The following is a 17,576-nucleotide window of genomic DNA, read 5'->3' as shown; positions in this document are numbered from 1 at the left end:
CCGTCAGCGCCCCGACTCGTCCTGCCACTCCCGCAGGCTGCGCAGCGCCTCGCGACGTTCCTCGCGTGAGGTCCGCTTGAGAATGAGGACGCCGTCGAGATGGTCGATCTCGTGCTGGATGACCCGGGCCTCAAGGCCCGAGGCCTCGACCGTCAGGGGGGCGCCAGACGGGTCCTGAGCACGGACGCGGACGTGGATCGGGCGTTCCACCTCGACGTGGATCCGCGGGAGGCTGAGACAGCCCTCGAGGGAGATGTCCTGCTCGCGGGAGTGCCACTCGATCTCCGGGTTGACGAGCGCGGTGACCGGGCCCTCCTGGGTGACGCGGTAGACGAGCAGGCGGCGCAGCCGTCCGACCTGGGTCGCGGCGAGACCGATGCCGAGACCGTCGTGCATGATCTCACCCATCCAGGCGACCTCCGCAGCGAGCGCGTCGTCGAAGACGGTCACCGGACGCGCCTTCTCCCTGAGGATCGGGTCCCCGAAGGTCCGCACATGCGCGAGGGCGGCGTCCCGACGGGCGATCCGCTCGGCGTCGAGCTCGATCGCCTCCTCCGCGTCAAGCTCGGCCGACTCCGCGACGTCCACGGGGTCGGAGGGACCGCCCGCCTCGGCGGCCGGTGGGCCGGCGGCGCGGGCCGCCGTGGCCTGCTCACCGTGGGAAGTTGACTCTGACATCTCCCACTGAGTGTAAGAAAGCCCACGGGCTTTCAGGTTCCGGTGCGGTCTACTGGGGGTCGACGTCGACGCTCACGGCGACCCGGGTGAGGGCGCGTGCGTGCACGAGTGCGTCGACGGCGGCCCGGACGGCACTGATCGCTCCCCCCCGGTCGGCGGCGCGGATCTGCAGCTGGCTGCGGTGGCGGTTGCGCAGACGGAACAGGGGGGCGGGCCCGAGCACCCGGTAGCGGTCCGGGGCGTCCCCGATGGCCGCGCGCAGGGCGGTCGCGACCCGCTGGGCCGGCTCCGGCTCGGGACTGGAGCAGATCACCCGGATCAGCGTGCTGTAGGGCGGGTAGCGCAGGCCCGCCCGACGGCCGAGCTCGCCGGCGAGAAACCCGACGCTGTCGTGGCGGGCGGCGAGCAGGATTGGACGGGCCGCCGGCGCCCGGGTCTGCACGAGCACACGACCGTCCCCGCCGGCGCCGCGGCCTGTCCGGCCGGCGAGCTGGGTGAGCAAGGCGAAGGTGCGCTCCTCAGCCCGGAAGTCGGGGAACCGGAGGGTCTGATCGGCGTCGAGGACGATCCCGAGGCTGACGTCGGCGAAGTCGTGTCCCTTGGCGATCATCTGCGTGCCGACGAGCACCCCGGCGGGCGCGGCGTGGAAGGCCGCAAGGGTCCGAGCGCGCGCCTCATGGCCGGGGGAGTCGGCGTCGAGGCGGAGCACCGGGAAGCCGGGATCGGCCCCGACGACGGCGAGGAGTTCCTGTTCGAGGGCCTCGGTGCCGGCTCCGTGGCGGGCGACCGACACCGACCCACAGTCGGGGCAGCGGCAGGGCGCCGGCTCGCTGTGCCCGCAGTGGTGGCAGGCGACGTGGGCCGGCCCGCCCGCGCGGTGGAGGATGAGCGAGACGTCGCAGTTGGGACAGCTCCAGACCCGGCCGCAATCGGCGCAGCTGAGAAAGTTCGACCAGCCGCGCCGGTTGAGCAGGACAACCGCCTTGGCCCCGCTGCGGCGCACCTCCGCCAGCGCGGCACGCGCCTCCGGGTGCAGCGGATGGTGACGGCCGCGCATGTCAAGGATCTCGACGCGCGGCAGGGGCCGGCCGTCAACCCGGGAGGGCATCGTCAGCGTGCGCTGGGTGGCGACGCTCTCGGGCCGGGGGGTCGCCGACCCGCTCAGCATGACGGCGGAGAAGTACCGCGCCCGCCGCGCGGCAACGAGCCGAGCGTCGTAGCGAGGGTCCCCCTCATGTTTGTAGGAACTCTCATGCTCCTCGTCGATCACGATCAGGCCGAGGTCGTCCACCGGCGCGAACACGGCCGAGCGGGCGCCGATCGCGACACGCGCCTCCCCGCTGCGCACCCGCCGCCACTCCTCGGCGCGTTCGGCGGCGGTGAGTCCCGAGTGCAGGACCGCGACGACCGCACCGAGCCGGGCCTCAAAGCGCGCTCGCGCCTGGGCGGTCAGGCCGATCTCCGGAACGAGGATGATCACCCCCCGACCCGCCGCGAGCGTCGCCGCCGCGGCCGCGAGATACACCTCGGTCTTGCCCGACCCGGTGACTCCGGAGAGGAGCAGCTCGGCGTGGGCACCGGTGCGGATGCAGTCGGTCACCGCCGACAGTGCGACCTGCTGGCCGACGGTGAGCGGCGGGGCGTCGGCCGCGGCGCTCGAGACGGTGTGACGGCGCGGGTCACGGCGGACCGACGCGGCGGCGATCGTCACGAGGCCGCGCTGTTCGAGACGGCGCAGCAACGAGGTGCCGATCGCCCTCGCGGGGGTCGGACCGTCGGCGGCGAGCCGCGCCAGCGCCGCGTGCTGACCGGCACTGAGGCGTGTCTCACCGGCCAGCGCCACCTCACCGGCCGGGGTGAGGGCGGCGGTGAGCGTCGGTCGCGCCGGCGCGGACCGGCCGGCGCCGGGCGGCAGCATCAGCGCGAGCGCGCGGGCGGTCGTCGAGCAATACTCGCTTGCCACCCACTCGGCGAGGTCGACAAGGTCGCCGGGGAGTGAACTGTCGTGCACGGCGGCGATCGTCGCGAGCCGCTCGGGGGGCACGTCGCTGTCGGGCGCGGTGCCGCTGACGACGCCGAGCATCCTCCGGTGGGCGAAGGGAATGTCGACAAGCGTCCCGACGTCGACGGTGACGCCGGCGGGGATCAGATAGTCGAAGCTTCCGCGTAGCGCACGGGTGGTGGTGAGCGGCAGAACCCGCGCGATCCGGCCGTCGTCCATGGGCGTCCGGAAGCGTAGAGTGCGGCCACGACGATGGAGGAAGCGTCCGCAGACCGTGACGGGGAGCCCGATCTCGGGAGACCTGACCGGGGGGCCGAGGCCCGGACGGCCCTCGATGACCTTGACGAGCGTCTCGGTGAGATCGGCCGGCGCGAGCATCGCTTCGCCTGGCTGCGTGACCCAGGCTCTGGCGAGTGGGCGACGATCCCGGCCTACTATCCCAGCCACCGCCTGATCGCCCTGGCCGACGACACCGACCCGGCGCTGCTCGCCCTCGCCGACTCTCTCGCCCCTGCCCACGGGCTCACGCTGCTGCGAATCGGAGCGACGGCCCCGGTCGCCGTGCCAACCCCGGGCGCCAGTCCGGCCGGGGCCCGACCGCCCGTCCCCGGACCTGGCGGAGCGGGCGCGGAGGGGCCGAGCGGCCCGCTCTCCCCCGCCCGCGGGGCGCTCACTCCCCGTGATCGCGACGGTGGTCTGCGGGCCCCGCCGACGGGACGGGACGGCGTCGCGGCCGGGGTCACGCTCGTGTTCGTGGTCGTCGCCGAACTGCTCGTCGGCGGGGTCGCGATCGGGCTCAACGCGGGCGACCCCGTCCTCGGGCTCGGCTGTCTGTTCGACGCCGCCGCCCGGGTGCTCGGCACCGTCCGGGCCTCTCAGGCCGGTGATCTCGATGCCGCCTGGGCAAGCGTGGTCGCCGGATCCCCGGCGATCTGGGGCGCCCACACCGTCGGGGACGGGGAGTTGGGCACGCTCGCCCGCGCGACCGCCGCCACAGCTGGGACGGTTCTCTGCCTCGGCCTCGTCCTCGCGGTCCTGTGACCGGGTCGGATGGCGAGAACGGCTCAGGCGCCGACGGCGCTGCCCAGCCCGGCGGCCTCCCGGAGCAGCCCGGCCTTGTCCGTCGCCTCCCAGGTGAAGTCGGGATCCTCCCGGCCAAAGTGGCCGTAGGCCGCGGTCTTCTGATAGATCGGGCGGTGCAGGCGCAGGTAGCTGCGGAACGCGCCGGGGCGAAGATCGAAGTGCTCGTTGATCAGCTCGAGGATCCGTCCGCGGCCGATCTTCTCGGTCCCGTAGGTCTCGACCATCACCGACACGGGCTTGGCGACCCCGATCGCGTAGGCGACCTGGACCTCGACCCGATCGGCGAGCCCGGCGGCGACGACGTTCTTGGCGACGTACCGGGCCGCGTACGCGGCTGAGCGGTCGACCTTGGAGGGGTCCTTGCCCGAGAAGGCGCCGCCACCGTGGCGGGCAAAGCCCCCGTAGGTGTCGACGATGATCTTGCGTCCGGTGAGGCCTGCGTCCCCGACCGGCCCGCCGATCACGAACCGTCCGGTCGGGTTGACGAGAAACTCGGCCCGCAGCGCGACGGGGTCGAACAGGTCAGCCGGCAGGGTCGGCAGCACGACCTGCTCCCAGAGATCGTCGCGGATGAGCGCCTCCGCCCCCTCGGCGTGCTGGGAGGAGATCAGCAGCTTCTCGATCTGCACGGGCCGTCCGTCGACGTAGCGGACCGAGACCTGGGTCTTGCCGTCGGGTCGCAGGTAGTCGAGCAGCCCCTCCTTGCGCACCTCCGCGAGCCGCTTGGCGAGCTTGTGCGCGAGGCTGATCGGCAGCGGCATCAGCTCCTCGGTCTCATTCGACGCGTAGCCGAACATCATGCCCTGGTCGCCCGCCCCGGCGCGGTCCAAGGGGTCGCCGGCCCCCGCCGCGCGGCTCTCGTAGGCCTCATCGACCCCTTGGGCGATGTCAGGGGACTGCTTGTCGAGGGCGTTGAGGACCGCGACGGAGTCGGCGGCGAAGCCGAGCTGGGCGTCGGTGTAGCCGATCGAGCGGATCGTCTCCCGCGCCACCTCATGGATGTCGACGTACGTTTCCGTGGAGATCTCCCCCGAGACGACGACGAGTCCCGTGTTGACAAGCGTCTCGCAGGCGACGCGCGCGTCCGGGTCGGCCGCGAGGACGGCGTCGAGGACCCCGTCGGAGATCTGGTCGGCGACCTTGTCGGGGTGCCCCTCGGTCACCGACTCGGAGGTGAACAGGTATTCGTTGTCAGCGAACGTCGTCATGAGGTCTGGGCTGGCGCTCCGCGGTCGTTGGTGGCCTTCAATGTACCGGAGCCGTGCGGGCTCTCAGTGCCGGCGCTCGGGGGCGCGGCGTTCGTTGCGCTCGACGAAGTCGATCACGAGCGGGATGCCGTCCATCCGGTAGCGCTCCCGCATCCGGTTCTCGAGATAGTAGGCGTAGTCCCGCGTGACGAGACCGTGCGAGTTGACCTGAATGGCGAAGCGCGGCGGCCGCTCCCCCGTCTGGGTCATGTACAGCAGCTTCAAACGCTGGTTGTGCGCGTTGGCGCCCTTGCCCGCCGGCGGCTGGCGTTGGGCGACGACATCAGCGATGAACCGGTTGAGCTGGCTGGTCGGGATCCGGCCCTGGCGACGGTCCGCGAGCCCGACCGCCTCGGTGAGGATCCGCTCAACGTGGCGGCCCGTCAGCGCCGATGCGGTCATCACTCGCGGCCGGAGCCGCAGCTTGCGGTTGACGCGGACACGCTCGGACTCGAGCTGGTCGGGACCGACGACGACGGCGGGATCCTCCCCGGCGGTGAGATCCCACTTGTTGAGGATGATCGCCGTCGCACAGCCGCTCTTCATCGCCATCTCCGCGACGCGCAGGTCCTGGGCGGTGACCCCCTCGGCGGCGTCGCAGACGACGAGGGCGACGTCGGCGCGCTCGGCGGCCCGCTGGGAGCGCAGGGTCATGTAGTACTCGAGGGACGCGTCGACCTTCGACTGGCGGCGCAGACCCGCGGTATCCACGAGGATGAGCTCGCGACCATCGAACCGGAACGGAATATCGATAGCGTCTCGGGTGGTGCCCGCCCGATCTGAGACGATGACCCGCTCATCCCCGAGGAAACGGTTGACGAGACTCGACTTACCGACGTTCGGTCGCCCGATCAGGGCGAGCCGGATCGGATCGTCGACGGAGGCGGCGAGTACGTCCGCCTCCGCCGGACCGATCTCGACGATCCGGTCGAGCAGATCGCCGGTACCGAGCCCCTGGGCGGCCGACACGGGGATCGGGTCGCCCAAGCCGAGCGCGTGGAACTCGGCGGCGAGGACGATGTCCTTGACCGAGTCGACCTTGTTCGCCGCGACGATCACCGGCACGCGGCCGTGGCGCAGCAGATCGGTCATATCGAGGTCGCCGGGGCGGACCCCGGCCTTCGCATCGACGACGAGCACGGCGACATCGGCGTCGAGCAGGGCAGCGCGAGCCTGGGCCTGGATCTTGCGGGCGAGGTTGTCGGTCTCCTCGAGGTCGACGCCACCGGTGTCGACGAGCGTGAGCCGACGACCGTTCCACTCGGTGTGGAGCTCCTTGCGGTCGCGGGTCACCCCGGCGCTCTCATGCACGACCGCCTCGCGCGACTCGGTGAGCCGGTTGACGAGCGAGGACTTGCCGACGTTGGGATATCCGACGATCGCGACCTTCATTGCCCCGCCCAGCCTAGTACGGGTGGCCCGATGAGCACGCGTGCGCTGCCTCCAGCGACGGTGGCGCTCGCGCGTCCGACAGCGCTGGAGCGGCTGTGGCCGACCGTCCTCGCGGCCCTGCTCGTGAGCCGAGCCGTCGTCTGGGTGGCCGCGGTGATCGCCCTGATCAGCTCCCCGCCCGGGGCGGGCGTCGTGGCGATCTTCGACCCTCGCGGGCTCACGCACCCGTTCAGCTCGCTGCTGCTGAACCGCCTCGTCGCCCCCGCGGCCCGCTATGACTCGGTCTGGTACCTCGGGATCGCCCACCACGGGTACTTCAGCGCCCAGTCCCGCGCCTTCTTTCCCCTCTACCCGCTCGCGATCTCGATCGTCTCCGCGGTGATCGGCACGCCGCTGCTCGCCGGCATGCTCATCTCCGTCGCCTGCTTCACCGGCTCGCTCGTCCTGCTCTACCGGCTCACCCGGCTCGACTTCGGTCCGCAGGTCGCGCGGCTGGCGGTGTGGCTGCTCGCCCTCTTCCCGATGTCGCTCTTCTTCAGTGCCGTCTACACCGAGTCACTGTTCACCGTCCTCTCCATCGCCGCGATCTACAGCGCCCGCACCGAACGCTGGGCGCGCGCAGGGATCTGCGCGGGCCTGGCGGCGGCGGCCCGCAGTGACGGGTTCGTCCTGATCGTCCCGCTCGCCTGGATCTACCTGTGGGGGCCGCGCGCCGCACTGGGGTCGGTCCGGTCCGACTGGCGGACGCCACGCCGGTGGTTGGCGGCGGCCGGGCCAGGGCTCGCCTGGAGCACCCTCGCCCCGCTCGGGCTCGTCGCCTACCTCGTCTACTGCGCCCTCAGCGGGGCGAGCGTCACCGCCCCGTTCCATGCGGCCGCCCACTTCTGGGGGCGCCCGTTTCGCGGCCCGTTCTCAGAGATCTGGATCGCCGTGCGTCAGCTTCCGGCCGACGTCTCGCACCTCCTCACCGGCCAACACGTCCGGCTCTTTGACCAGGACGACCCGCTCAACTGGACCGCCGACAACGTCATCGACGTCGCCTGGCTCATCCCGCTGCTGCTCACCCTCGTGATCACCTGGCGGCGGCTGCCTCGCGTCTATTTCGTCTACGCGCTCGCGATCGTCGTCGCGAGCGCATCGAACCCGTCGCCGCTCGAGCCGATGATGAGCTTCGCCCGGTACGTGATGCCGGCCTTCCCGCTCGTGATCGCCGCCGCGGTCACGCTCGTCGACCGGCCGCGGCTGCGCTGGCTCGTGCTCGCCGGTTCGACGGCGCTGCTCGCGTTCTTCAGCGCCCTATGGGGCATCTGGGCCTGGGTCGCCTGAAGCGACCGGGTCGGGGCCGTCCGCCGACCCGGACCCCGGGCCTCTCACCTCGGCATCACGACAGCGCCGGCCGGTTGGCCATCCGCTCGCGGGCGAGCCTGGCGATCGCGGCGACGACCTCGCTGAGACGCAGTCCGGTGCTGTCGAGACAGATCGCGTCCGCGGCGGCCCGCAGCGGCGACTGGGCCCGGGAGCCGTCCCGGGCGTCGCGCTCGATCTGCTCGGCAAGCGTCTGCTCGTAGGGGGCGCCCGTTTGGGCGCTGCGGCGGCGGGCGCGCGCCTCCGGGCTGGCGGTGAGGAACACCTTCAGCTCCGCCTCGGGCCAGACGACGGTGCCGATATCGCGGCCCTCCGCGACCCAGTCCCCGCCGGCGGCGATCAGCTCGCGCTGGCGGGTGACGAGGGCCGCCCGCACAGCGGGAAGCACGGCGATCCGGGACGCCTCGGCGGACACCTCGGGGTCACGGATTGCGGCGCTCACGTCGACCCCGTCGAGGCGGACAGCATCGGTCAACTCGATCCGGACGCTCGTGGCAACCCGGTCGGGTGCCTCGCCCCGCGTGAGGGCGGCGAGGGCGACGCAGCGGTACATCGCGCCGGTGTCGAGGTAGGTGAAGCCGAGCGCATCCGCGACCGCCCGGGCGACCGTCGACTTCCCGGCCCCGGCGGGACCGTCGAGGGCGATCACCACCGGCGCACCTCCGCCCCCGTGCTCGGCCACAGCTCCCAGAAGGTCGGGCACGTCTTGGCGACCACCTCCGGGTCCTCGAGGGTCACCGGCACCCGCAGCCCGATCAGGCTGAAGGCCATCGCGATGCGATGGTCCTCGAACGTCGGCAGCCGCGTGGCGGGCCGCGGTCGCCCCGGATGGACGGTGAGGCTGTCGTGACCCTCCTCCACTCCGATCCCGAGCCGCCGGAGGTTCTCAGCGGTCGCGGCGAGCCGGTCGGACTCCTTCACCCGCACGTTCGCGAGTCCTTCGATCGTCGTCGGGGTGTTCGCGAACGGAGCGACGCAGGCGAGGGTCATGAACACGTCGGTGGCGTCGGCCATGTCGACGTGCACGCCCGTCAGCGCGCCCGCGGGGCCGTGCAGCGTCAGCCCCCCGGGCGAGTCGCTGAGCGTCGCGCCCATCTGCACGAGATGGTCGGCGAGCCGGATGTCCCCCTGGCCGGCGCGGGCCCGGCTGAGCCCGGGGAGGGTGACCGCCGACCCGGTGAGCGCGGCGGCGGCCAGGAAGTAGGACGCCGTCGACGCGTCCGGCTCGACGTGGTACTCGCAGGCCCGGTACCCGCCGGCGCGGACCGTCACCCCGGTCTCCGTCCGCGCGACGGACGCTCCGAAGGCGGCCATCACCGCGGCGGTCAGTCCGATGTAGGGGGCCGACACGGTCGCCCGGAAGCGCAGCTCCGTGTCGGCGCGGGCGAGCGGCGCGGCGAGCATCAGGCCGGACAGGAACTGGCTTGAGAGGGAGGCGTCGACGTCGATGACCCCGCCGCTGAGCCCGTGCGCCTCGACGGTGAGCGGAAAGGCGTCCCCGTCGATCTCGGCCCCCTGGGCGGTGAGGGCGCCGAGCACCGGGCCGAGCGGCCGCCGGCGGAGCTGCGGGTGCGCGTCCACCTCGAAGCGGCCCGCCCCGGCCCCGAGGACGGGCAGCAGGAAGCGCCCGACCGTCCCGGCCATCCCGCAGTTCACCACGGCCGGCCCCGTCGGCGGGCCTGTGAGCCCGCCGACGGCCACCACGCCCGGCTCGACGTCCTCGACGCTGACGCCGAGGGCCGCCAGGGCGGCGCGCATCACCGCGGTGTCGGCGGCGTCGAGCCCGCCGTGCAGGCGTGAACGACCGGCGGCGACCCCAGCGAGCAGCAGCGCCCGGTTGGTGAGCGACTTGGAGCCGGGGACGGTGACCGTCCAGGCCGCGGACGGCCGGCCGGGCGCGACGGTGACGTGGCCGCTCACGGGCGGTACACCGTGAAGTCGAGTGCGCGCAGGGTCGCCTCGGTGCGGTCGGCGGCCTCGGCGCCGGTCACCCACAGGGCGACGACGCCCTCGGACATGTCCGGGGCCGGGTACAGGGCGAGGTCGGCGAGGTTGACCCCCGCCCGGGAGAGCTCGAGGGTGAGGCCGGCGACGACCCCGGGCCGGTTGGGGACGGGAACCCGCAGTTCCGTCAGCGCCCCGCCGGCGAGCTGCGCGTCGACGAGCGCGCGCCGGTCAGCCCCGGCCCGGTCGTTCCACGCGCCGATTTCCACCCCGTCGCCGGCGGCGAGGAGGGTGCGGACCTCCGCGAGCCGGGCGCTGACCGCGTCGATGCGGGCGAGCAGCGCCTCCCGGTTGGCGAGATAGATGTCGGTCCAGATCGCGCTGTTGGCTCCCGCGACGCGGGTCGCGTCACGGAAGCTCGGCCCGGTCGCCGGCAGGCGCTCCCCCTGGCTGGTGAGCACCGCGGCAGCCTCGGCGACGAGGACGTTGGCGAGGATGTGCGGCAGGTGGGAGACCGCGGCCATCACCGCGTCGTGGGCGTCGGGCTCGATCGCCACCGGGTGCGCTCCGAGCGCGCCGATCAGCCGGTGCAGACGCTCATAGAGGATCCCGTCGGTGTGCTGGGCGGGCGTGAGATACCAGGTCGCGCCGTCGAACAGGTCGGAGCGGGCGTGGACGACCCCGGCGGTCTCGGCGCCGGCGAGCGGGTGACCGCCGATGAACCGGGGGTCGTCGAGCAGCCCGGCGATCTGGCGCTTGGTCGAGCCGACGTCGGTGACCACGCAGCCCACGGGGGCGGCGGCGAGCACCCGCGGGGCGAGCTCGGCGAGCCGCCCGACCGGGGCGGCGATCACGGCGACGTCGGCCCCCTCGAGCGCCCCGGCAAGGGACGCGGCCGCGCGGTCGAGGACGCCGCGGTCACAGGCGATCGCGATCGCCTCCGGGTCGGGGTCGTGACCGACGATCTCGGCGCCGACGCGTTCCCGGGCGGCGAGGGCGATCGAGCCCCCGATCAGTCCGACCCCGATGACGGCGATACGCACGGGCGGGGACGTCGGGCGGGCTCAGGCGGTCGGGGCGCGGCGTCGCGCCCGGACGCCGGCCGCGAGCGTGTCGAGCAGTTCGACGCTCTGCTCCCAGCCGAGACAGCCGTCGGTGATCGACTGCCCGTAGGTCATCGTCGCGCTCTGATCCTGGCGGCCGGCGACGAGGAAGGATTCGACCATCACGCCGGTGATCGCGCGGGAGCCGGCGGCGAGCTGACCGGCGATGTCGGCCGCGATCGCCGGCTGGGCGAGCGGATCCTTGGCGCTGTTGTCGTGGCTCGTGTCGATCATCACCCGCTGGGGCAGGCCGGCGGCGGCGAGCAGCTCAAGGGCGGCCGCCACCTCCGCCGCCCCGTAGTTCGGGCCCGCGTTGCCGCCCCGGAGGATGACGTGGCAGTCGGTGTTGCCGCGGGTATGCAGGATCGCCGAGCGGCCGTCCGGGTCGATGCCGGCAAAGGCGTGGCTCACCCCGGCGGCACGGACCGCGTCGACGGCAACCTGGACGTTGCCGTCGGTCCGGTTCTTGAACCCGACGGGCATCGACAGGCCCGAGCCGAGCTGGCGGTGGATCTGGGACTCGGTCGTCCGTGCGCCGATCGCGCCCCAGGAGACGAGGTCGGAGATGTACTGGGGGATGATCGGGTCGAGGAACTCACACCCGACCGGAAGGCCGGAGCCGAGGACCTCTGAGAGAAGTTGGCGGGCGATCCGCAGGCCGGCGTTGACGTCACCGGTCCCGTCGAGGTGGGGATCGTTGATCAGCCCCTTCCAGCCGATCGTCGTCCGTGGCTTCTCGAAGTAGACGCGCATCGCGATGAGCAGGTCGCCGGCGTGCCGCCGGGCCTCCTGCGCGAGCCGGGCGGCGTAGTCGCGGACAGCTGCGGGATCATGAACGCTGCACGGGCCGATGACGACGAGGAGACGGTCATCGTCCCCGTCGAGGATCGCGTGGGTGGCGGCGCGGCCGCCGAGCACGACGGCCGTCTTCGCCTCATCGAGGGGGACCTCGTCGTAGAGCTCCTGCGGTGTGATGAGGGGAACGAGCTGGGCGATCCGCTGGTCGCGGACGGCGTCGGCGGACACTGATCGGGTGGCGAACATCATGGCGGGGGTTACCTCTGACTGGGCGGAAGGGTAGTTGGTCGCGCGCACTCGAAGCCTGCTCGACGGCGCCCGGCCCCTGGTGTCGACGTCCGCGTGCGCGCACGGACTCAGGGTTCGCCGGCCGGACGCCTAGCTAAATCGCCAATAACGGGACCAACGCGAGATCCGGGATGCGGGAGCGCTGGCCATCGTGACCGTCAGCCTAACAGTTCGCTGAGCGCGGCGACGAAACGGGCGTTCTCCGCCGCGGTGCCGACGGTGACCCGTAGGAACCCGGGCCCGCCGAGGGCCGCGCCGGCGCGGACGAGCACGCCGCGGCGGCGGAGCCCGGCGACGATCTCCGCTTCAACGGTCGCCGTGTCCGCCGTCGGGGCGACCTCGCGCGGCCCGAGCTTGACCCAGAGGAAGTTCGCGTCCGAGGAGGCGACCCAGCAGCCGAGGTCACCGAGCCCGGCCAGCAGCGTCTCACGGGCGGCGACCGTCGCGCTGACGCGCCGCTCGACCTCGTCCTGGCGGGCGAGCGCCTCGACGGCGGCCGCCTGGGCGGCGGTGTTGAGGAAGAACGGCTGACGGACCTGATCGGTGGCGACGCGGAACTCGTCGGTGGCGGCGAGCCCGTAGCCGACCCGCAGCCCGGCGAGCCCGTACACCTTCGAGAACGTCCGCAGCAGGATGAGGTTCGGGTAACGGGCCAGCAGCGGCAGGGAGGCGAGCGGGTCACCGACGGTGAGGCTGAACTCGACGTACGCCTCATCGAGGATCACCGCGACGTGGCGGGGGACCTTGGCGAGGAACGCATCGATCTCCTCGAGCCCGAGCGCCGTCGAGGTCGGGTTGTTCGGGTTGCAGACGATCACCAGCCGAGTGGCGACGGTGATCTCGGCAGCCATCGCGTCGAGGTCGTGGCGGCAGTCGCGGTCGAGGGGCACCTCGATCGCCCGGGCGCCCGCCGCGGCGGCGAGGTGTGGGTAGACGCTGAAGGCCGGCCAGGCGTAGACGATCTCGGCGTCCGGTTCCAGCAGGGCCTCCCCGGCGGCTAGCAGCAGCTCACAGGACCCGTTGCCGAGGGAGATGTGGGCGGGGTCGAGCTCGTACCGCGCCGCGAGCGCGGCCCGCAGCGACTGATAGGCCGGATCGGGGTAGCGGTGAACGCCCGCCAGCGCGCGGGCTGCGGCCGCCTGGACGGACTCGGCCGGGGCGAACGGCGCCTCGTTGGAGGCGAGCATCGCGACCCCGTCGGGCAGATCGTAGGCGGCGGCGGCGGGGTAGACGGGAATCCGTCTCAGTTTCTCGGCGAACTCGATCGGCATCAGGTCAGGACGCTACTGGGCGGAGTCGAGGTCGGTCCGCAACGCCTTCGCGGCGCCGAGGTAGACGTGCCGGGGGATGTGGTCGTCGCCGGCGTAGTAGTGCACGAGGGTGCGCACGACGCGGGGCAGGCTGCCGGGAACGGGAATCTCCCTCGCGCACAGGAGCGGAACGCGATCGAGCCCGAGCGCACGAGCGGCGACGGCAGGGAACTGGGCGTCGAGGTCGTCGGTGACGGTGAAGATCGCCGACACCATTGCCGCGGCGTCGAGGCCGTTGCGGGCCATCAGCTCGCGCATCAGCACGTCAGTGGCCGCGAGGATCGAGTCGGGATCGTTGCGCTCCACGCTATTGGCGCCCCGGAGCGCGAACAACCGCTGCATCGTCGGGCGGAGTGTAGTGAGCGGCGCGCCGGCCCTCAGGCGGCGCGCCGGCGCATCCCGATCGCACCCGGTGCCGGGGTTCCCCTCGGCAGCACGAGCCGCCGCTGCCGGTAGGGGTGAAGCGCACGCCGCCGCCGGTGTCCGTGGTGGTGACCGAGGTGCTGCCACTGCAGGCTCTGCTCAAACGCGCTGGCGGCCCGGCCGACCGGGGTGTCCATCGGGTTGAGTCCGTTGGCGTTGAGCACGCGACTGGTGACCGGCAGGAAGCTGAGGATGAGGAACAGGGTCATCAGGATCGAGACGGTGCGCAGCGCCGGGCTGCGCGCGAGCGCGGCGAGTGGGAGCGTCCAGACGAGATACCACGGCATCAGCCAGGCGATCGACGCCATCAGCGCCAGCTGGGCCCAGCCGGCTCCCGCGATCCAGTCACGGCCCCGCAGGTTGAGCAGGACGACGACCCCGACGGCGAGCTCCATGACGCGGATCAGGGTCGGGGTGGCGCCCCCGATGCCGAGGGCGAGCCCGACGAGGTTCGGGATCGAGTAACCGGTGACGAGTCCGCTCTGGTCCGACACGTTCGGGATGCTCCATCCGAACAGCGCGACGCTGAGCAGCCCGAGCGGAACGGCGGCGAGGACGGCGCCCTCACACAGCCGGCGCCGCCGCGGGTTGGTGAGCACGGCGAGCAGGAAGAACGGGAGCAGGACGATCGTGGTGAACTTGACGGCGACGGCCAGCATCAGTACCGCCCCGGCGCTGCGGTCACGCCCGTCGAGCAGGAGTGCGACAGCCCCCATGGACGGCACGAGCATGAGAAAATCGTTATGAAAACCCGCCAGCTCGAAGAACAGGAAGAGCGGGTTGGCGGCGAGGAACAGTACCGCCGGGCGCCAATCCCGGCCGAGCCGGCGGGCGCAGGCGGCGAGGATCGCGACGAGCCCGAGGTCGAGCAGGACCATGCCCACCTTCAGGGTCCAGTAGGCCGCCGGGAGCGACAGCTGCGCGAGCGGATAGGTGAGCGCGGTGAACAGCGGGCCGTAGGGGCTGGCGAGGTTGCGCCAGCTCGTGAACCCGAAGACCGGGTCGCCCCGTTCGTTGCCGATCACGTGGCGGTAGGGGCTGAGATGGTGGACCGCCCCGAGCCGGGCGTACCCGAGATAGTTGAACACGTCGTTGAGCCGGGTCGGCGGACCGAGCAGGAAGATCGCGGCGGAGCCGACGACAAAGGCGACGATCACCGGCCCCGGAAGCGACCGGGCGCCGGCGAGGACGGCGAGGTAGGCACCGAAGACGACGAGAAAGCCGGCGCTGTAGACGCCGGGGGTTCCGATCGCGGTGATCAGGCGGTGGCTGAGGAGGTGGGCGAGCGGTCCCGCCTGCCAGGCCGGGAACAGGTGAGCCGGGTGCGGGGCGAACAGGTTGTCCCCGCCCGCTCCCAGCAGCACGGCCGCGACGGCCGCGATCAGGAGCAGGCCGAGCCCGCCGAGGGCGACCAGCACCCGGACGCCCACCGGCACCCCCGGAAGGGCGAAACTGGGGAACCTCGGCTCCAGCCCGCCGGTGACCGGCAGGGCGATGGCGCCGTTGCCGGGGTCGGACTGCTGGGGTCGACGTTCAGGAGAGTGCGCCTGCTCCTGCATTGACTCACAGGCTGGCGCGTGCTCAATGGACTGTGGCTGACGGCCAGTTGCGATTCGGTTAGCCGTTCTTGCGGGCACGCGGCCGGCTCCCGACACTGGCGGCGATGGCCACCCTGGCGACCCCCTCCGCCGCCGCTCCCGCACGGGGCGCCTCCCGCCCCCGGACCCGCACGCTTCTGCTCCTGCTGATCGCCGCCGGGGCGCTGCTGCGCTTCTGGGGGCTCGGCCAGCAGGGGTTCTGGTACGACGAGGCCTACTCGGCCCTGCTCGTCCACTTCCGCTTCGGGGACATGCTCGGGCTGATCCCGCACACCGAGTCGACGCCGCCGCTGTACTACTGCCTCGCCTGGGTGTGGGTGCGGATCTTCTCCGATCACGAGGCGGGACTGCGCTCGCTGTCGGCGGTGATCGGTGTCCTGGTCATCCCGACGCTGTACGGAGCCGCCCTCGCCCTCACACGATCGCGGGTCGCCGCCCTCGCCGCGGCCGCCCTCGCCGCCTTCAGCCCGCTGCTGATCTGGTATTCCCAGGAAGCCCGGGCCTATGAGCTGCTCGTGCTCGGGGCGAGTGCCTCCTGGCTGTGTCTCGGGGCGATCCTCGCCTCCCCGCGGCCGCGTTGGTTCCTCGCCTGGGGGGTCGTCGGTGCGCTCACCCTCGCCAGCCACTACTACGCGGTCGTCGTGCTCATCCCCCAAGCCCTCGTGTTGCTCGGGCGCTTCTGGCGGCGGCCGGCCGCCTGGGCGGGTGTCGCCATCGTCGCCGCCGCCGGCGGTGCGCTGCTGCCGCTCCTGATCACCCAGAACAACACGCACAACGACAGCTGGATCGCCCATGTTCCGCTCAGCCTGCGCCTCGGTCAGATCCTCCCCCAGTTCGTGCTCGGGACGGGCACGGCGGCGCGGGTGCCACTGAAGTTCGCCGCCTTCGGACTCGCTGGCGTGGGCGTGGTCGGGCTGGTATGGAGCCGCGCGCGCGGCGCGGTCCTCGCCGCCGTCCTCACGGTCGCGGGCTTCGGTCTGGCGATGCTGTTCGTCGCCGGGCCGAGTGACACGCTGTTGGGCCGGAACCTGATCGGCCTATGGCCGGGGGCCGACCTCGCCGTCGCCGGTGGCCTCGCGGCCCTGTGGCGGGTCCGGCCGCTGCGCTGGGCACCCCCGCTCGCGGTGGCCGGGCTGTGTCTCGTCGGGGTGGTCGCCGTCGTATCGGTTGCCACCACCTACGCGCTGCAGCGGCCGAACTGGCGCCCGGTCGCCCGGCTGCTCGCCGGCCAGCGCTCCGCCGCCAACCGGCTTGTGCTGATCCAGCACTACAGCTATGACCTGCCGCTCTCCCTCTACCTGCCGCGACTCAGGTTCGCGCGTGCGCCGACCGACCCCCGGGTCGGGGAGATCGACGTCATCGCGATGGCCCCCGAGCCCGGCGGTCCGGTGTGCTGGTGGGGGTCGGGCTGCAACCTCGAACCGAGCGCCCTGCAGCGCAGCTACCGGATCCGCGGCTTCCGCGCCGACGGCGTCACCCACATCGAGCAGTTCAGCATCTTCCGCCTCATCGCCGCCCACCCGCGGACGGTCACCCGGGCCGAGATCGCCCGCGCGCTCGTGACGACGACCCTGCCCCGGGACGTGCTCCTGTTCCAGCGCCAAGCAGGGCGGCGACCTCAGCCGGCGTGAGCCGGCGGGCGGCGCCGGCCGGGAGCGGGCCGAGCTGGAGGGGGCCGAAGCCAACGCGCTGTAGTGTGCGGACGCGATGGCCAACGGCGGCGCACATCCGTCGCACCTGGCGTTTGCGCCCCTCCCGCAGCGTGATCTCCAGCCGGCCGGGTCCCAGCACCCGGACCTCGGCGGGTGCCGTCGGACCGTCCTCGAGGAGGACGCCGTCGCGGAGCCGGCGCAGGGCGTGCTCGGAGACCGGCCCGCCGGTGAGGGTCACGACATAGGTCTTGGACACCCCGAAGCTCGGGTGGGTGAGCCGGTGGGCGAGCGGGCCGTCGTTGGTGAGCAGGATCAGCCCGGAGCTGTCGGCGTCGAGCCGTCCGACCGGATAGAGCCGCAACGGGCTCGGAACGAGCTCGACGACCGTGGCTCGGCCGTGAGTGTCCCGGGCCGTCGAGACGACCCCGACGGGCTTGTGGACGGCGTAGAGCACGCGATCCTCGGCGCCGAGCAGCGCGACCGCCTCTCCGTCGAGGGTCACCTCGGCGTCCTCACCGACGTCCCGGGCCGGGTCGGTCACCACCGTCCCGTCGACGGTCACCCGCCCGGCGGCGATGATCTCCTCCGACCGTCGCCGCGAGGCGACGCCCGCATGGGCGAGGTACTTCTGGAGACGCACGGGCTCTCAGGGTAGGGCGTGACGGTCACCCGCCTGCCCACTCGCCGGCGTCG

Annotated in this window: 15 protein-coding genes; 3 read left to right on the top strand and 12 right to left on the bottom strand. The window is 72.6% G+C overall.

Annotation, left to right across the window (positions count from 1 at the left end; translation table 11 throughout):
• Positions 1-3: 3 nt before the first annotated feature.
• Both def and priA read right to left on the bottom strand, forming a co-directional pair.
• A complete protein-coding gene (def, locus tag M3M55_RS10255; protein ID WP_249009409.1) occupies positions 4-678 on the bottom strand; it encodes a peptide deformylase in 675 nt (224 codons plus the stop codon).
• A gap of 49 nt (positions 679-727) precedes the next feature.
• The gene (gene priA / locus M3M55_RS10250) at positions 728-2,899 is read right to left on the bottom strand and encodes a primosomal protein N' (protein ID WP_249009408.1); all 2,172 of its coding nucleotides are present in this window, start codon (positions 2,897-2,899) and stop codon (positions 728-730) included.
• 33 nt (positions 2,900-2,932) lie between these two features.
• Between priA and M3M55_RS10245 the strand changes: the two genes are divergently transcribed.
• Positions 2,933-3,721, top strand: a complete 789-nt coding sequence (locus tag M3M55_RS10245) for a hypothetical protein (protein WP_249009407.1) — start codon at positions 2,933-2,935, stop codon at positions 3,719-3,721.
• Between the two features lie 23 nt (positions 3,722-3,744).
• Here the strand turns inward: M3M55_RS10245 and metK are convergent, their stop codons facing one another.
• Both metK and der read right to left on the bottom strand, forming a co-directional pair.
• Positions 3,745-4,971 carry a methionine adenosyltransferase gene (gene metK, locus M3M55_RS10240; RefSeq protein ID WP_249009406.1) on the bottom strand — a complete coding sequence of 409 codons (1,227 nt, stop codon included), beginning with the start codon at positions 4,969-4,971 and terminating at the stop codon, positions 3,745-3,747.
• A gap of 63 nt (positions 4,972-5,034) precedes the next feature.
• Positions 5,035-6,402 (bottom strand): ribosome biogenesis GTPase Der, encoded by a 1,368-nt coding sequence (der, locus tag M3M55_RS10235; RefSeq protein ID WP_249009405.1) that lies wholly within the window; start codon positions 6,400-6,402, stop codon positions 5,035-5,037.
• Between the two features lie 30 nt (positions 6,403-6,432).
• On the opposite strand from der, the gene M3M55_RS10230 reads away from it, so the two are divergent.
• Positions 6,433-7,728: a mannosyltransferase family protein gene (locus tag M3M55_RS10230; RefSeq protein ID WP_249009404.1), complete on the top strand. Its 1,296-nt coding sequence runs from the start codon at positions 6,433-6,435 to the stop codon at positions 7,726-7,728.
• A 55-nt stretch (positions 7,729-7,783) separates the two neighbouring features.
• On the opposite strand, the gene cmk is transcribed toward M3M55_RS10230, so the two are convergent.
• The 7 genes from cmk to M3M55_RS10195 all read right to left on the bottom strand — a co-directional run bounded on the left by cmk (position 7,784) and on the right by M3M55_RS10195 (position 15,192).
• Positions 7,784-8,419: a (d)CMP kinase gene (cmk, locus tag M3M55_RS10225; RefSeq protein WP_249009403.1), complete on the bottom strand. Its 636-nt coding sequence runs from the start codon at positions 8,417-8,419 to the stop codon at positions 7,784-7,786.
• Positions 8,413-9,687 (bottom strand): 3-phosphoshikimate 1-carboxyvinyltransferase, encoded by a 1,275-nt coding sequence (gene aroA, locus M3M55_RS10220; protein ID WP_249009402.1) that lies wholly within the window; start codon positions 9,685-9,687, stop codon positions 8,413-8,415. Before aroA ends, cmk begins: the two co-directional genes overlap by 7 nt.
• Positions 9,684-10,754 carry a prephenate dehydrogenase/arogenate dehydrogenase family protein gene (locus M3M55_RS10215; protein WP_249009401.1) on the bottom strand — a complete coding sequence of 357 codons (1,071 nt, stop codon included), beginning with the start codon at positions 10,752-10,754 and terminating at the stop codon, positions 9,684-9,686. The genes aroA and M3M55_RS10215 overlap by 4 nt, the downstream gene beginning before the upstream one ends.
• Before the next feature lie 21 nt (positions 10,755-10,775).
• Positions 10,776-11,858 (bottom strand): 3-deoxy-7-phosphoheptulonate synthase, encoded by a 1,083-nt coding sequence (locus tag M3M55_RS10210; RefSeq protein WP_249009400.1) that lies wholly within the window; start codon positions 11,856-11,858, stop codon positions 10,776-10,778.
• Between the two features lie 200 nt (positions 11,859-12,058).
• Positions 12,059-13,171, bottom strand: a complete 1,113-nt coding sequence (hisC, locus tag M3M55_RS10205) for a histidinol-phosphate transaminase (RefSeq protein WP_249009399.1) — start codon at positions 13,169-13,171, stop codon at positions 12,059-12,061.
• Between the two features lie 12 nt (positions 13,172-13,183).
• On the bottom strand, positions 13,184-13,552 hold the full coding sequence (gene aroH / locus M3M55_RS10200) for a chorismate mutase (RefSeq protein WP_249009398.1): 369 nt from the start codon (positions 13,550-13,552) through the stop codon (positions 13,184-13,186).
• Between the two features lie 35 nt (positions 13,553-13,587).
• Complete coding sequence (locus tag M3M55_RS10195) at positions 13,588-15,192, bottom strand: glycosyltransferase family 87 protein (protein ID WP_249009397.1); 1,605 nt, start codon at positions 15,190-15,192, stop codon at positions 13,588-13,590.
• Positions 15,193-15,296: 104 nt separating this feature from the next.
• Between M3M55_RS10195 and M3M55_RS10190 the strand changes: the two genes are divergently transcribed.
• Positions 15,297-16,862, top strand: a complete 1,566-nt coding sequence (locus tag M3M55_RS10190; protein WP_249009396.1) for a glycosyltransferase family 39 protein — start codon at positions 15,297-15,299, stop codon at positions 16,860-16,862.
• On the opposite strand, the gene M3M55_RS10185 is transcribed toward M3M55_RS10190, so the two are convergent.
• The gene (locus M3M55_RS10185) at positions 16,762-17,523 is read right to left on the bottom strand and encodes a pseudouridine synthase (RefSeq protein ID WP_249009395.1); all 762 of its coding nucleotides are present in this window, start codon (positions 17,521-17,523) and stop codon (positions 16,762-16,764) included. The genes M3M55_RS10190 and M3M55_RS10185 overlap by 101 nt on opposite strands.
• Between the last annotated feature and the right edge of the window lie 53 nt (positions 17,524-17,576).

The sequence above is a fragment of the Conexibacter sp. DBS9H8 genome (assembly GCF_023330685.1).
Classification (GTDB): domain Bacteria; phylum Actinomycetota; class Thermoleophilia; order Solirubrobacterales; family Solirubrobacteraceae; genus Palsa-465.
The sequence above is the reverse complement of the archived record's forward strand: the minus strand, read 5'-3'. Positions and strand labels throughout refer to the sequence as shown.